Source organism: Dactylosporangium sp. NPDC000244, assembly GCF_040300725.1.
Lineage (GTDB): Bacteria > Actinomycetota > Actinomycetes > Mycobacteriales > Micromonosporaceae > Dactylosporangium.
In genome coordinates this window covers 131973-146132 of record NZ_JBEPEH010000028.1, presented here as the reverse complement: position 1 = coordinate 146132, position 14160 = coordinate 131973, and the positions used below count along the sequence as shown (strand labels likewise).

14 protein-coding genes are annotated in these 14160 nt (G+C 72.7%); 9 read left to right on the top strand and 5 right to left on the bottom strand.

The genetic code is table 11. The features are described from left to right. Window positions 1–25: 25 nt before the first annotated feature. Both ABT369_RS35640 and ABT369_RS35635 read left to right on the top strand, forming a co-directional pair. Window positions 26–487, top strand: coding sequence for a MarR family winged helix-turn-helix transcriptional regulator (locus ABT369_RS35640; RefSeq protein WP_350618789.1), 462 nt, complete (start codon window positions 26–28; stop codon window positions 485–487). Window positions 488–580: 93 nt separating this feature from the next. Then, on the top strand, window positions 581–1063 hold the full coding sequence (locus ABT369_RS35635; RefSeq protein WP_350618787.1) for an exonuclease domain-containing protein: 483 nt from the start codon (window positions 581–583) through the stop codon (window positions 1061–1063). Here the strand turns inward: ABT369_RS35635 and ABT369_RS35630 are convergent. From ABT369_RS35630 to ABT369_RS35620, 3 genes are read right to left on the bottom strand one after another with little or no spacing between them, the layout of a single operon-like run. Beyond that, window positions 1060–1461 carry a hypothetical protein gene (locus ABT369_RS35630; RefSeq protein WP_350618786.1) on the bottom strand — a complete coding sequence of 134 codons (402 nt, stop codon included), beginning with the start codon at window positions 1459–1461 and terminating at the stop codon, window positions 1060–1062. The two genes, ABT369_RS35635 and ABT369_RS35630, sit on opposite strands and share 4 nt — an antisense overlap. Before the next feature lie 13 nt (window positions 1462–1474). After that, window positions 1475–2371 (bottom strand): ParA family protein, encoded by an 897-nt coding sequence (locus ABT369_RS35625; protein ID WP_350618784.1) that lies wholly within the window; start codon window positions 2369–2371, stop codon window positions 1475–1477. Next, the gene (locus tag ABT369_RS35620; RefSeq protein WP_350618782.1) at window positions 2368–4569 is read right to left on the bottom strand and encodes a HelD family protein; all 2202 of its coding nucleotides are present in this window, start codon (window positions 4567–4569) and stop codon (window positions 2368–2370) included. The genes ABT369_RS35625 and ABT369_RS35620 overlap by 4 nt, the downstream gene beginning before the upstream one ends. 174 nt (window positions 4570–4743) lie before the next feature. Between ABT369_RS35620 and ABT369_RS35615 the strand changes: the two genes are divergently transcribed. From ABT369_RS35615 to fabF, 6 genes are all read left to right on the top strand, one after another. Beyond that, entirely contained in the window at window positions 4744–5718 is a 975-nt protein-coding gene (locus ABT369_RS35615; RefSeq protein WP_350618780.1) for a glycoside hydrolase family 5 protein, read from the top strand. A gap of 75 nt (window positions 5719–5793) precedes the next feature. Further along, window positions 5794–7005, top strand: coding sequence for a PucR family transcriptional regulator (locus tag ABT369_RS35610; protein ID WP_502891858.1), 1212 nt, complete (start codon window positions 5794–5796; stop codon window positions 7003–7005). Between the two features lie 171 nt (window positions 7006–7176). Beyond that, entirely contained in the window at window positions 7177–8331 is a 1155-nt protein-coding gene (locus tag ABT369_RS35605) for an acyltransferase domain-containing protein (protein ID WP_350618778.1), read from the top strand. After that, the gene (locus ABT369_RS35600; protein ID WP_350618776.1) at window positions 8328–9281 is read left to right on the top strand and encodes a beta-ketoacyl-ACP synthase III; all 954 of its coding nucleotides are present in this window, start codon (window positions 8328–8330) and stop codon (window positions 9279–9281) included. Before ABT369_RS35605 ends, ABT369_RS35600 begins: the two co-directional genes overlap by 4 nt. 53 nt (window positions 9282–9334) lie before the next feature. Beyond that, the gene (locus ABT369_RS35595; protein ID WP_350618774.1) at window positions 9335–9580 is read left to right on the top strand and encodes an acyl carrier protein; all 246 of its coding nucleotides are present in this window, start codon (window positions 9335–9337) and stop codon (window positions 9578–9580) included. 64 nt (window positions 9581–9644) lie between these two features. Then, entirely contained in the window at window positions 9645–10862 is a 1218-nt protein-coding gene (gene fabF, locus ABT369_RS35590) for a beta-ketoacyl-ACP synthase II (protein WP_350618772.1), read from the top strand. A gap of 367 nt (window positions 10863–11229) precedes the next feature. On the opposite strand, the gene ABT369_RS35585 is transcribed toward fabF, so the two are convergent. Then, on the bottom strand, window positions 11230–12915 hold the full coding sequence (locus tag ABT369_RS35585; RefSeq protein ID WP_350618770.1) for a glycoside hydrolase family 3 protein: 1686 nt from the start codon (window positions 12913–12915) through the stop codon (window positions 11230–11232). 36 nt (window positions 12916–12951) lie between these two features. Further along, complete coding sequence (locus ABT369_RS35580; RefSeq protein ID WP_350618768.1) at window positions 12952–13443, bottom strand: DUF3145 domain-containing protein; 492 nt, start codon at window positions 13441–13443, stop codon at window positions 12952–12954. A gap of 255 nt (window positions 13444–13698) precedes the next feature. On the opposite strand from ABT369_RS35580, the gene ABT369_RS35575 reads away from it, so the two are divergent. Beyond that, on the top strand, window positions 13699–14031 hold the full coding sequence (locus ABT369_RS35575) for a hypothetical protein (RefSeq protein WP_350618766.1): 333 nt from the start codon (window positions 13699–13701) through the stop codon (window positions 14029–14031). The last annotated feature ends 129 nt before the right edge of the window (window positions 14032–14160 follow it).

Here is a 14160-nt window from a genome sequence, read left to right as displayed (position 1 = left end):
GTCAAGGGTCGGTAAGGTCGTGACCATGAGTGCCGAGCCAGATCTGGGCGTCCTGCTCGCCGCCGCCTGTGAGCGCATCGTGCGCGAGCTGCTGGCCTCGCTGGCGGGCACCGAGTACGCCCACCTGACGCCGTCGCAGGCGCTGGCGGCCGTGTTCATCGGCGACGGGCTGGACACGGTGACGCAGCTGGCCGAACGCCTGGGGATGACGACGCAGGCGATCAGCAAGATCTGCGCCGCCCTTGACGCTGAGGGGCTCCTGGCGCGCGAACCGCACTCGGTCGACGCGCGCAGCCGGCGCCTGACGCTGACGGCTTCGGGGACCGCGGCGGTCGCCCGGATGCGCGCGGCGGGCGCGGGGGCGGAGCGGGCCTGGGGGGAGCTCGTGGGCGCCGAAACGCTCGAGGTCGTGAAGGGCGCACTGGCGGCGTTCGCGTTCGCGCCGCCGTCGGCCGCCGCCAGTTCCGTGCGGATCCGCTTCTCCTGAGGCCCGGTCCCGGAACGGGTCGTGCGGACCGGCCCGGGGATGCGGACGTTCGGGCGTTCCGCGGGCGGGGCGGGCATCACTACCGTCCCGAAGATGTACGCCGTCATCGATCTCGAGACCACAGGGCTGCACACGAGCCGGCACGACCGGGTGGTCGAGATCGCGATCGTGCACGTCGGCCCGCGCGGGGACATCGAGCGCGAGTGGTGCACGCTCGTCAATCCCGAGCGGGATCTCGGGCCGCAGCACATTCATGGGATCACGGCCGCCGAGGCGCGCGTCGCGCCGCGGTTCGCGCAGCTGGCCGGGGCGGTGGCCGGGCGGCTGCGCGGGCGGGTGCCCGTCGCGCACAACTGGGCGTTCGACGGGCAGTTCCTCGCGGCCGAGTTCGCGCGGATGGGGATCGTGGCGCCGGTGCGGTACGAGGCGGGGCTGTGCACGATGCGCCGGGGTCACGCGCAAGACGCGACTGCTCGTCGCGGCCGACCCCGACACCATGTCGGGCAAGGGGAGGAAGGCCGCCGAGTACGGGATTCCCGTCGTGCACCCGGCGGCGTTCCTCGGGATGTTGCCTAGCGGGTGCTGAGGGCCAGGCTGTCCAGGCGGCGGCCCACCGTCGCGTCGACGATTGCCGTGATCAGGGTGGGCTTCGTGGACTTGGCGGGGGCCGCCACGCCCAGGACCTTCGCCAGTTCCTTGATCTGCGGGACCGTCAGCTTCAGGTCGTTGACGTACTGGATGGCGGCCTGGCGGGTCTCCAGCTCGCCCAGCATCGACTCGATCTCGCTCACCGGGCGGGACAGGGCCGCGGCGGGGGCGGCCTTCACCGCCTTGGCGGGGCGGCCGCCCTTCGGGACCAGCTCCAGCTTCGCCGCGCCCGAGGCCAGGTCCTCCAGCTGGTCGGCCGGCAGGGTCTTCACGAAGGCGGCCACCCGCAGGAGTACCTCGTGGGCAAGGTCGGCCGGGTCGGTCATCGCAAGGCTCCGCTCAGGGTCTCGTGCGCGCCAGGAACTCGCTCGTCAGCTGTTGCAGCTCGTATCGTAGGTTCTCCACCGCGGGCGTGCCCGGCGGTGCCAGGACGGCCGGGATCGCGCGCAGGCCGGCCTCCGTCACCGCCGACTTGTTGTCGCGGACCGTCTGGCGGAAGACCGGCATCTCGATCTGGGTCGTCGCCTTCACCGAGTCCTGCTGCGTGTTCAGGGGGCCGTTCGCCGTGTACTGCACCATCGTGTAGACCACGCCGATGATCTCGGGGTTGATCGGGGTCTCCGCGACCGAGTTGTACTCCTCGACCAGGGCCGACAGGCGGGTGCGCAGCAGGTCGATGCCGAGGGTCGACAGGTAGTCGGGGCGGGCCGGGACGATCACGTGGTCGCTGGCCACCAGGGCCGTGCGCGTCACGAGGTTGAAGTTCGGCGGGCAGTCGATCAGGACCGTGTCGTACTTGTTGAACGACGGGTCCGTGAGCGCGTCCGCGAGCAGGCGGTAGACCTGCAGGTACCGTGGACTGCTCTTCTGGAACCGCGAACCGCCCAGCCCGGCGGCCAGGTCCAGGTCGGCGTCGACGAGGCCGAGCTGGGACGCGATCAGGTGCAGGTTGCCACCCAGCGGCTGGACCACGGCGTTGACCGCGTGCGGGGCCAGCACGTACTTGAACAGGGGCTCCGGCGCCCGCGTCGCCACGAAGGCCTCGAACCAGGCCCGGATCGTTGGCTGCTCGTCGAAGTCGGAGGGGCGGTAGAAGGAGTACGTCAGGCTCGCCTGCGGGTCCAGGTCGATCAGCAGCACCTTGCGGCCCCGGGCGGCCAGCTCGGCGCCGATGTTCGCGGTCACCGTGGTCTTGCCGACGCCGCCCTTGTAGTTGATGACGGACACGACGCTCATCTGCTGTGGCGGCCCTTCGGTCGGTCGCGGCCCGCGCGCTGGTCGAGCACGGCCGCGGTGCGTTGTAGCACCTCGTCCCACAGCGGCTGGGGCGAGCCCCCGGCGACCATCGCGGCCAGGTCCTCGGCGAGGCGGTCGAGCAGCGAGAGCTCCACCGTCGGGTCGGGGTCGGGCTCGATGACGACCCGGCGCTGGCGCGGGATGCGGCCGGTGACGTCGCCGGCCGGCTCCAGCGGCAGGATGTCGCCGCTGGCCACGATGTCCAGGTAGCGGATCGTGCGGGTCAGGGCGACGAAGAGCAGGCGGTGGCCGCGGGGGTCCTCGGCGACGATCTCCTCCGGCTCGACGACGATCACCGCGTCGAACTCCAGGCCCTTGGCCTCCTGCGGGGAGACCAGGTTCAGGGCGCGGTCGACCTCGCCCTGGTCGGCGCGGCCCCACGGCAGGTCGTTGGCGTGCAGGGCGAACTCGAGCTCGGCCCGCAGGACCGCGGGGCAGATGATCCCCACGAACCGGTTGGCGTCCAGGTGCTCGCGGGCGATCTGGGCCACCCGGCCGGCGCGCTCGACCGGCTCGACGACGTGCGTGCCGGGGGGCTGCGGGCCCTCGCGGACCACGTGCGTCGGCTCGGTGCCGGGCGCGGCGATCGGCAGCAGCATCGCCGCCAGCTCGTACACCTGCCGCGGCACGCGATAGCCGTAGCGCAGGGGCACGATGGCCCGCGGCTGCTGCGGCGGCAGGTGCTCGGTGATCTCGCCCCAGGAGTCGCGGGCCCACGCGCCGGTGGACTGGGCCAGGTCGCCGGCGAGCGTGAAGGAGCCGTTGGCCGAGCGCCGGCCGATCGCGCGCAGCTGCATCGGGGAGAGGTCCTGGGCCTCGTCCACGACGATGTGCCGGTAGCGACCGGTCGTGCCGTTGACCAGCTCGTCGACCTCGTCGAGCAGCGGGACGTCGGCGGCGCTCCAGACCTGCGCGGAGAGGCGGTCGGCGCCGCGGCGGTACAGCAGCGTCACCTCCTGGTCCGTGAACTCCCCGCCGGCGGCCGCGGCCAGCCTCGGGCGGGAGCCGAACAGGTTGCGCAGGAAGGCGGCCGGGCTCTGCAGCGGCCACAGCCGCTCCAGCAGGTTCTCCACCGGGGCCAGGCGCTCGGCCTCGAGCGGGCCGCCGCGGTCGCGGACGAGCTCGGCGAGGCGGGCCCGCAGCCGCTGGCGGCGCACCGCGTAGGGGCCGCCGGCCTGCCGGGCGGCGGTGACCGCCTCGGTGACCTCGGCGCCGGTCAGGGTGAGGTAGCGGCCGTCGAAGAGCATCCGCTCGGCCGCCTCCGGGGCGCCGATGCGGGCGTCGAGCGCGCGGGCCAGGAACCGGGCCATGCGGGCCTCGCCCTTGAGCCGGCGGGTCGCCGTGTCCTCCTGGCGGCCGCGCTGCACGGGCGGGCCGAGCTGGTCGATGTCGATCTGCTCGACGTCGGCGTCGCCGAGGCTGGGCAGGACGCGGCGGATGTACCGGGTGAACGCCGGATGCGGGCCCACCACGAGCACGTCGCGCGGGCGGAGGCGGTCCTGCTCGTTGAACAGCAGCCACGAGACCCGGTGCAGGGCCACCGCGGTCTTGCCGGTGCCCGGCCCGCCCTCGATGACGAGGCAGTGCTCGAGCGGGAAGCGGATCAGGCGGTACTGCGCGGCCTGAATCGTGGCGACGATGTCGTGCATCTCGCCGGTGCGCCCGCGGTCGAGCTCGCCGAGCAGGGCCGCGTCGGGTCCTTCGAGGGCCTCGACGGCGGCGGCCAGCTGCTGGAAGACGAGGTCCTCGAAGTCGAGGACGCGGTTGGCCTCGCTGGTGAAGGTGCGCTTGCGGGCCAGGCCGCGCGGGTTGTCGTGGGAGGCCTCGTAGAACAGCTCCCCGATCGGGGTCTTCCAGTTGACGACGAGCACCTGGCGCTGGTCGTCGAAGATCGTTTCCTTGCCGATGTAGAAGAACTCGCGGTCTTCCTGGTCGATCCGGCCGAACGCGACGTCCTGGTCCGGCTCGCCGAGAGCGTCGCGGCGGCCGCGGCGGAAGCCGGCCAGCCAGCGGCCCGCGCCGGCGTTGGCGGCGGCGTCCGGGGTCTCCCCCAGCTCGGCGCGCGCGCGTTCCCGGTGCTTGTGGGCGAGGTCGAAGTGTTGCTGCTCAGCAGCGATTTCGGCTGCCTTGGACTCCACGGAACTCCCTTTGCCGCACCCAGCGTGCGCCTCACGCTACCTTGCGCCAAGGAGGGTGGTCGATCCCCTCGCGGCCGAATCACCCTCGGACAACGGGTGAATGGCAGGGGCCCGGGTAGCGCCTCACCCGTGGTCAAACGGTTGGCGGTCCGGTCGGCGTTTCCCGCTCTGCTCATGGCGTTGCTGGGTGCGGCCTATGTCACTCCGGCCAGGGCGGGTTCGGCCGACGGCATCCATGTGGCCGACGGCCGGCTGGTCGAGGCCGGGGGTGAGCCGCTCGTGCTGCGGGGCGTCAACCACGGGTACGCCTTCGGTCACGGTCCGTCGTCGGTCTTCGACGACATCCGGGCCACCGGCGCGAACGCGGTGCGGGTGGCGCTCGGCACCGGGCACGAGTGGCCCGCCACCCGGCCGGCCGAGGTCGCCGGGATCGTGGCCCGGTGCAAGGCGGCCCGGCTGATCTGCGTGCTCGACGCGCACGACACCATGGGCTACGGCACGCAGCCCGGCGCGGCCACCGTCTCCGAGGCCGTCGACTACTGGCTCACCCTGCGCGACGTGCTGCGGCATCAGGAGTCGTACGTCGTGCTGAACATCGCCAACGAACCGTCCGGCCACGCGGTGGACGCGGACTGGCTCGGCAACACCGAGCGCGCGATCGCCCGGCTGCGCGCGGCCGGCTTCCCGCACGCGCTCATGGTCGACGCGCCGAACTGGGGCAACGACGCGTTCCGGGTGATGTACGACCACGCCGCCGAGGTCTTCGCGAGCGACCCGCACCGCAACGTGGTGTTCGACGTGCACATGTACGGGCCGTTCGACACCGCGGAGAAGGTGTCGGGGTACCTCGGGCACTTCGTGGAGCAGCGGCTGCCGATCGTCGTCGGGGAGTTCTCGTCGCTGCACGAGTACGGCGATCCCGACGAGGACGCGATCATGGCGTACTGCGAGCAGTTCGGGCTCGGGTACATGGGCTGGTCGTGGAGCGGCAACAGCCCGCAGTACGACTATCTCGACGTGGTGACCGCCTACCGCCCGGGCCGGCTGACCGCCTGGGGACGCCGGCTCGTCGACGGGCCGAACGGGCTGCGGGCGACGGGCCGGCCGGCGAGCGTGTACGGACGACTGTGGCTCGCGGCGGCCCGGTGAGGCCCGCCGTGCGAAGCTGTGCGGGTGAACGACCTGGAACGCGACCTTCCGGAACTGCCGGAGGTGCTGGGTGGTGTGGATCCGCCCGCGGCGCCGGGTTCGCTCGAGGACAGCGTCCGCTCGATCGAGCGGGCGGCCGGCTCGCTGGCCACGGCGAGCGTCGCGCGCATGGACGAGACGCTGCCCTGGTTCCGGGAGCTGCCCGCCGACCAGCGGGCCTGGGTCATGCTCGTCGCCCAGGCGGGCGTGCGCTCCCTGGTCGAGTGGCTGCGCAACCGCGACTCCGACGGGCCCAGGCCGCCGGACAACTCCGAGGAGTTCTTCGACGCCGCGCCGCGCGCGCTGGCCCGCTCGATCAACCTGGGCCAGACGGTGCAGCTGATCCGGGTCACCATCGAGGTCGTCGAGGAGCACCTGCCGCACCTGGCCGCGCCCGGGCAGGAGACGCCGCTGCGGGAGGCGGTGCTGTACTACAGCCGCGAGGTCGCGTTCGGCGCCGCGCGCGTCTACGCCCGGGCCGCGGAGACCCGGGGCGCGTGGGACGCCCGGCTGCAGGCCCTGCTCGTCGACGCGCTGCTGCGCGGGGACTCCTCCGACGTGCTGGCCAGCCGCGCGGCCGCGCTGGGCTGGGCCGACGCGCCCCCGGTGGCGGTCGCGGTGGGCCGCTCGCCGGGCGGGGAGGCGGCCGCGGTGCTGCACACGGTGTACCGCGCCGCCCGCCGCATCGGCGTGGAGATCCTCGGCGGCGTGCACGGCGACCGGCTCGTGGTGGTGCTCGGCGGGGCCGCGGACCCGATGGCCGCGACCGAGCGCCTGCTGGTCGGCTTCGGGGACGGGCCGGTCGTGGTGGGGCCGGCGGTACCGTCGCTGGACGAGGCGACCGAGTCCGCCCGCGCGGCCCTGGCCGGCTATCGCGCCGCGCCCGCCTGGCCCGCCGCGCCCAGGCCGGTGGCCGCCTCCGACCTGCTGCCCGAGCGCGCCCTGGCCGGCGACGCCGAGGCGCGGCGGATCCTGCGGCAGGAGGTCTACGGCGCGCTCATACGGGCCGGCGGGGAGTTGCTGGAGACGCTGGACGCGTTCTTCGCCGGCGGCGGGGTGCTCGAGAGCGCCGCCCGGGGGCTCTTCGTGCATCCGAACACGGTGCGGTACCGGCTGCGGCGCATCGGCGAAGTGACCGGATTCACGCCCCTGGTTCCCCGCGACGCCTTCGCGCTGCGGATCGCGCTGACGATCGGAAGGCTCGATCCGCTCGCTCCGGCCGCGGCGAGCCCGCCCGCAACGGGGTGATTTGCCCGTTTATCCTGTCCGGGATGTGAACACCGGACCGCACTGGGTAACCGCGTGGATCTGTTGGCACAACACCACGCGATCTTTTGTATGGTTCCTACAAGTGAGGTCGTCCACTTTGGTGTCTCGCGCTACCGGCGTGACTGTAGGGGATCCGGAAAAGTCTTAGACGTGCTTGCCGTACTCGCTCCAGGCCAAGGCTCCCAGAAGCCCGGCTTCCTGGCCCCCTGGCTCGCCCGGCCCGGCGTCGAGGCCCGCCTGCGCTGGTGGTCCGCGCTGTCCGGGGTCGACCTCGTCCACCTGGGCACCGAGGCCGACGCCGAGGAGATCAAGGACACCGCCAAGACCCAGCCGCTGCTCGTCGCCGCCGCGCTGCTGACCGCCGAGCAGCTCCCGCTGCACGACGCCGCGGTCGTCGCCGGGCACAGCGTCGGCGAGCTCGCCGCCTCGGCCCTCGCCGGGGTGCTGACCCCCGAGGCCGCCATCACCCTCGCCGGGGTGCGCGGCCGCGAGATGGCCGCGGCCTGCGCGCTCGAGCCGACCGGGATGAGCGCCGTGCTCGGCGGCGAGCCCGACGAGGTGGTCGCGGCGATCGACGCCGCCGGGCTCTACGCCGCCAACCGCAACGGGGCCGGCCAGATCGTGGCCGCCGGGTCCCTCGCCGGGCTGGAGAAGTTCGCCGCCGAGCCGCCCGCGCGGGCCAAGGTGATCAAGCTGCAGGTGGCCGGGGCGTTCCACACGCCCTTCATGGCCCCGGCCGAGGCCGCCCTGGCCGCGGTCGCCTCCGGCATCACCCCGGGCGCCCCGAGCCGGATCCTGCTCTCCAACCGCGACGGCGCGGCGGTCGGGCACGGCCCGGCGATGCTGCTGCGCCTCGTGCGGCAGGTGACCGCGCCGGTGCGCTGGGACCTGTGCATGCAGACCATGGCCGACCTCGGCGTCACCGCGATCGTCGAGCTCGCCCCGGCCGGCACCCTGGCCGGGCTGGCCAAGCGGGCGCTCAAGGGCATCGAGATCGTCACCGTGAACACCCCCGACGACCTTCCCAAGGCGCACTCCGCGATCGCGCGGCACGGGGGCGCCTTCGCTCTGCCGGCGCATTCGCAGGACAGCGTCGCCGTCGCCACCGCCGCGGGCCCGTTCAGCCCCGCGTGTGACGAGGGCGACCGTGTCGAGGCAGGGCAGGTCATCGGTAGTGTGCAGACCGCGCAGGGCCCGATCGACGTCGCCGCGCCCGGCGCCGGCGTGCTCACCGAGTGGCTCGCGCGCCTCGACGACCCGGTCGCCCCAGGCCGGCCGCTCGCCCGCATTGGAGGCCAACTATGACCCCGGCTGCCGGATCGAAGATCCTGGCGTTCGGCCACTACCAGCCGTCCCAGGTGGTCACGAACGACGACCTGTCGAAGGTGATCGACACCAACGACGAGTGGATCCGTGACCGGGTCGGCATCGCCCAGCGGCGCGTGGCCGGCGCCGAGACCGTCGCCGACATGGCGATCATCGCGGGCGGCAAGGCCCTCGCGGCCTCCGGGCTCACCGCCGCCGACATCGACACCGTCGTGGTCGCCACCTGCAGCTCGGTCGACCGCTGCCCGAACGTGGCGACCCGCGTGGCCGCCAAGCTCGGCATCAACGCGCCGGCCGCCTACGACCTCAACACCGCCTGCTCCGGCTTCTGCTACGCCCTGGCCAGCGCCGACCACGCGATCCGGGCCGGTGCCGCCCGCAACGCGCTGGTCATCGGGGCCGAGAAGCTCTCCGACGTGACCGACTGGACCGACCGCACCACCGCCGTGCTCTTCGGCGACGGCGCGGGCGCGGCCGTGGTCAGCGCCGCCGCCGAGGGCGAGGCGCCCGGCATCGGGCCCGTGGTCTGGGGCTCGGCGCCCGAGAAGGGCGACGTGCTCAAGATCGAGGGGTGGCGGCCGTACATCAAGCAGGAGGGCCAGGCCGTCTTCCGCTGGGCCACCACCGCCGTCGCCCCCTACGCCCAGGCCGCGCTCGACCGGGCCGGCGTCCAGGGCAAGGACATCGCCGCGTTCGTCGCCCACCAGGCCAACACGCGGATCATCGACGGGATCGTCAAGCGCCTCGACCTGCCCAACGCCGTGATCCTCAAGGACCTCGTCGAGTCGGGCAACACGTCGGCCGCGAGCATCCCGCTGGCGCTGTCCAAGGCGATCGAGCGGCGTGAGATCCCCTCCGGCGCCCCCGTGCTGCTCTTCGGGTTCGGCGGCGGTCTGACGTACGCGGGCCAAGTGATCCGCTGCCCGTAGCGGTCTGTTCATCTTTCATCGACGAGCGCGTCAACCCTAGGAAGGAAAGCTCTATGTCCACCCGTGAAGAGATCGCCGCAGGCCTCGCCGAGATCCTCGAGGAGGTCGCCGGGGTCAACCCCGACGACGTCGCCGAGGAGAAGTCGTTCACCGATGACCTCGACGTCGACTCGCTGTCCATGGTCGAGGTCGTCGTGGCCGCCGAGGAGAAGTTCGGCGTGAAGATCCCGGATGACGAGGTCCCGAACCTCAAGACCGTCGGCGACGCCGTTTCGTACATCGAGAAGTCGCAGGCCTGAGCCACCGCCGGGGCCCCGCCCGGGGCCCCGGCGCCCAGGTTGTCTGTTGAGGAGTTGTTGAGCAGTGAGTGTTGAGGTCGTCGTCACCGGTCTGGGGGCCACCACTCCCCTCGGTGGAGATGTGCCGTCCACCTGGGACGCCATGCTCGCCGGAAAGTCGGGCGTGACACCGCTGACCCAGGAGTGGGCCGCGCAGCTGACCGTCCGGATCGCCGCGCAACTCGCGGTCGAGCCGACGGAGAAGATCGACCGGGTGCAGGCCCGCCGCCTGGACCGCAGCGAGATGACCGCGATCATCGCCGCCCGCGAGGCCTGGGCCGACGCCGGCTCGCCCGACGTGGACAAGGACCGCCTCGCCGTCAGCGTCGGCAGCGGCATCGGCGGCGCGCAGACCCTGCTCAACCAGGACGACATCCTGGAGGCCAGCGGCCCTCGCAAGGTCTCCCCGCACACCGTGCCGATGCTCATGCCGAACGGGCCCGCCGCCTGGATCGGCCTGGAGCGGGGCGCCCGCGCCGGCGTGCACTGCGTGGCCAGCGCCTGCGCCACCGGCGCCGAGGCGATCTCGCACGCCCTCGATCTCATCCGCCTCGGCCGCGCCGACGTCGTCATCGCCGGCGGCACCGAGGCCGTGATCCACCCGCTGCCGATCGCCGGGTTCGCCGCGATGCGCGCCATGTCCGTGCGCAACGACGACCCCGAGGCCGCGTCCCGCCCGTGGGACAAGGGCCGCGACGGCTTCGTGCTCGGCGAGGGCGCGGGGGCGATCGTCCTGGAGCGCGCCGACCACGCCCGTGCCCGCGGGGCCCGCATCTACGCGCGGCTCGCCGGGGCGGGGATCAGCTCCGACGGGTACGACATCGTGCAGCCCCACCCCGACGGCGACGGCGCGGTGAAGGCGATCGAGTTCGCCCTCCGCGACGCCGGCATCGCCAAGTCCGACGTGGTGCACGTCAACGCGCACGCGACCTCGACGCCGGTCGGGGACCTCGCGGAGATCAAGGCGCTGCACCGGGCCCTGGGCGACCACCCAGTGCTCACGTCGACCAAGTCGATGACCGGGCACCTGCTGGGCGCGGCGGGGGCGGTCGAGTCGATCGCGACGATCCTGGCCGTGTACCACGGGGTCGTGCCGCCGACCATCAACCTCGACGACCCGGACGACGGGCTGGACCTGGATGTGGCGGCGCACAAGGCTCGGCACATCGAGATTCCGGCGGCGCTGAACAACTCGTTCGGCTTCGGCGGGCACAACGCGGCGCTGGTGTTCGCGCGCGTCTGAGTTTCTTGTTCCGGCCGGCTCTCCCATCGTTTTTGGGGGAGCCGGCCGCGTTTTGGCGCGATATGTCGGGCGCTTCGCGCCGCGACATATCGGATTTATACCCTGACGGGCGATAAGTCCGAAAAGTCGTGTCACGGAGTGCCCGACTTTTCGTGAAACCGCAGGTCAGGGCGCATTTCGGGAAGCGCTGACCGGGCGCCGTGCGAGCCTGAGTCGCACCCGGACGCTCGTTCAACTGAAGGCCGTCGCGGAAAGGCCCTGCACGGCGGCCTGGCGTTCGGCCCTGAGTCGCACCTGGGCGCGGCGTCGCGGGAAGGCTCGCCGCGAGGACCGGCGCTCAGCCGCCTGGCAAGACCTGGGCGCTCGTTCAGCTGCAGGCCGTCGCGGGGAGGCCTTGCACGGGGACGGGGGTGCGGCCGGGAGCCTTGGCCTTGCCCACGAGTACATCCGCCAGGGCGGACATGGAAACCCGCGAACCCGAGTAGGTCGCCAGCAAGGTGCCCTTCGCGGAGCCGAGCACGTAGGGCGTGTCCAGCGCCACCGTCACCCCCGCCGCCGAGGACAGATCCGCCGAGCCGCGCCCGTAGCCGACCAGGCGCACCTCGGTGCCGCCCTGGGTCACCACCTCGGCGCCCGCGCCGCGCAGGGCCTCCTCCAGCCAGCCCTTGGCCGTGTCCGCGCCGGCCGCGGTGACCCGCACCGGGCCCGTGACCAGGGCGCCGGAGCACTTGCCGCGCAGGACGGTGATCGCGGCCGCGGCGGCCGCCCGCGCGGCGTTCTTGCCGTCCGGGCCGTCGACGACACCGAAATCCTGCTTCGGTACCGCCGCCAGCCGCTGCTTCAGCGCCAGAATCCGCGTCACCGACTCGACCACCCGCTGCTTCGGCAGGCGGCCGGACTTGACCGCGTCCAGGAGCCCCTTGTACGCCGCGCTGAGGCTCGGCGGCATGAGCAGGATGTCGTTGCCGGCCAGGATCGCGCGCACCGCCGCCTCGCCCGGGCCCCACTGCTCGGCCGGGGCCATGTTGAGGGCGTCGGTGACGACCACGCCGTCGTACTTGAGCTTGCCGCGCAGCAGGTCGGTCAGCACCTTGCCGGAGAACGAGGCCGGCACGCCGGGGTCGATCGCCTTCACGTCGAGGTGCCCGGACATGACGAGCCCGACGCCGGCGTCGCGGGCGGCGGTGAACGGCGGCAGGTCGGCGGTCTCGAGCGCCGTGAGGTTCTGGGAGAGCACCGGCAGGCTGCTGTGGCTGTCGGTCGTGGTGTGCCCGTGGCCCGGGAAGTGCTTGACGGTCGCGGCGACCCCGGCCGCCTGCAACCCCCGCACGGCCGCGGCGACCTGCGGCGCGACCTTCGCCGGGTCGCTGCCGAACGAGCGGGAGCCGATCACCCCGCCGGGCTGGGTGCCGAGGACGTCGGCGTCGGGGGCGAAGTCGACGTTGAGGCCGATCGCGGCGAGCTCGGCGCCGGCCGCCTTCCAGGCCGCCTCGGTGAGTGCGAGGTCCCCGGCCGCGCCGAACGCGAGCGCCGCCGGCAGCTGCACGATGCCGTCGCGGATGCGGGTGACCTGGCCGTACTCCTGGTCGGTGCCGATGAGCAGCGGCAGCCGCGCGGGCAGGCTCAGGGCCGCCTGCTGCAGGCCGGTCGTGAGCTTCGCCACCTGGGCCGGCGACTCGACGTTCGTGGTCTTGTTGGTGCCCGCGGTGGGATCGTCGGCGCTGGAGGAGACGAGGATGATGCCGCCGAGGTGGTACTTCTTGATGATGTCGGCCGGCGTGGACGCCCCCGCGTAGTTGCGGTTGGCCGCCGCCGAGCCCGAGGAGACCTTGTCGGCCGTGTTGCCGTACGCGTACGGCATCAGCAGCTGGCCGACGAGCTCCTCATCGGAGAGCCGTCCGGCCAGCGCGGCCGGGTCCTCCCCCGGCACCAGCGCGGACACGGGCCCGCTGGCGCCCGGGTCGGCGCTGCCCTTCCCGTCGTCGGTGCAGCCGCTCGCGAGCAGTGCGAGGGCCGTCAGGGACAGCAGGAGGCGGCGCGTGGGACTCGGCACCGCCCAACTCAATCATGACCGTGCAACGCGGGTCTCTTACCCGACCCGGGTGAGCAGGGTCATCGGGACGCCGTCGGCGGCATGGCGGTACGGCTCCAGCTCGACGTCCCAGGGTGCGCCCAGGGCCTTCTCCAGCGTGTGCGCGAGGGTCTCGTAGCCGCGCGCGCTCGCCACGAGGGTGCGCAGCCGGTCCTCGGACAGCACGATGTCACCGTTGGCGCTGGTCGAGCCGCGGAACAGGCCGCGTCCGGGCACGTGCATGAACCGCTCCCCGTCCACGCCGGGGCTCGGCTCCTCGGTGACCTCGAAGCGGATCATCGGCCACTGCCGGAGCGCGGCCGCGAGCTCGCCGCCCGTGCCGGTCGCGCCGGACCACGAGCACTGCGCCCGCCGGGCCGAAGGCTCGACAGGCTGAACCGTCCACTCGAGGCGAACCGGCGCGCCGAGGACGCGCGCGATCGCCCACTCGACGTGTGAGGACACGGCGAGCGGTGTCGAGTGCACGTATATGACGCCACGCGTGGGCACGTAAGACCTCCTGGAGACCGAGGTGCGTCTTCCCCTACGACCTCGTGCTCCGCGGGTCATGCCGGCTAGGCGGTGACTGTTGGGACCAATGATGACGATGTTGTCGGCGGCGCGCCAGAGAATCGGTCACACCGGTGCTGCGAAATGTCCAACGGACGAATCATCCATCAGGTAACGCACGTTTTACTGAGGGCTCTCGCAGGCTGTTACACTTTCTTGTCTTCCATACGCATGCCTCGACAAGGAGTTCCCGCCGTGGCGAGCAACACCTCAAAGACCGCGCGGGCCTCAGTCCGCGCCGGTCAGGCCGGTGCTTCCGGCGCCCTCAGCGTGCTGGGTGAGTTCAAGTACCTCATCCCGCTCAACAAGGGCAAGCACGTGTACGTGCGCAACCTGACCAACGGCAAGACCGTGCACCTCAGCACCACCTCCGACGCCTTCGCCGAGGAGATCCGGGTGCTCGCGGCGGCCGGCCACGCCACCAAGATCCGCGCCGAGATCCAGGCCCTCAACGCGGCCGAGCCGAGCAACGGCTGGGCCGCCACCGAGCAGCGCCTCGTCGACGCGGGCGTGTTCGAGGCCGCCTGATCGCCGGTCCTCTGTCATAGCGAACGCCGCCGGGCTGCTGCCCGGCGGCGTTTGTCGTTCCTGGAAACGGACGATCGGCGCGTATCTCCTGTCGGGCGATAAGTCCGAAAAGTCGCGGCGCGGAGCGCC

Excerpts from the sequence above, each read along its gene's own strand:
- ABT369_RS35640 (WP_350618789.1), top strand. The coding sequence starts at position 26 with ATGAGTGCCGAGCCAGATCTGGGCGTCCTGCTCGCCGCCGCCTGTGAG.
- ABT369_RS35635 (WP_350618787.1), top strand. The coding sequence starts at position 581 with ATGTACGCCGTCATCGATCTCGAGACCACAGGGCTGCACACGAGCCGG.
- ABT369_RS35630 (WP_350618786.1), bottom strand. The coding sequence starts at position 1,461 with ATGACCGACCCGGCCGACCTTGCCCACGAGGTACTCCTGCGGGTGGCC.
- ABT369_RS35625 (WP_350618784.1), bottom strand. The coding sequence starts at position 2,371 with ATGAGCGTCGTGTCCGTCATCAACTACAAGGGCGGCGTCGGCAAGACC.
- ABT369_RS35615 (WP_350618780.1), top strand. The coding sequence starts at position 4,744 with ATGGCGTTGCTGGGTGCGGCCTATGTCACTCCGGCCAGGGCGGGTTCG.
- ABT369_RS35600 (WP_350618776.1), top strand. The coding sequence starts at position 8,328 with ATGACCCCGGCTGCCGGATCGAAGATCCTGGCGTTCGGCCACTACCAG.
- ABT369_RS35595 (WP_350618774.1), top strand. The coding sequence starts at position 9,335 with ATGTCCACCCGTGAAGAGATCGCCGCAGGCCTCGCCGAGATCCTCGAG.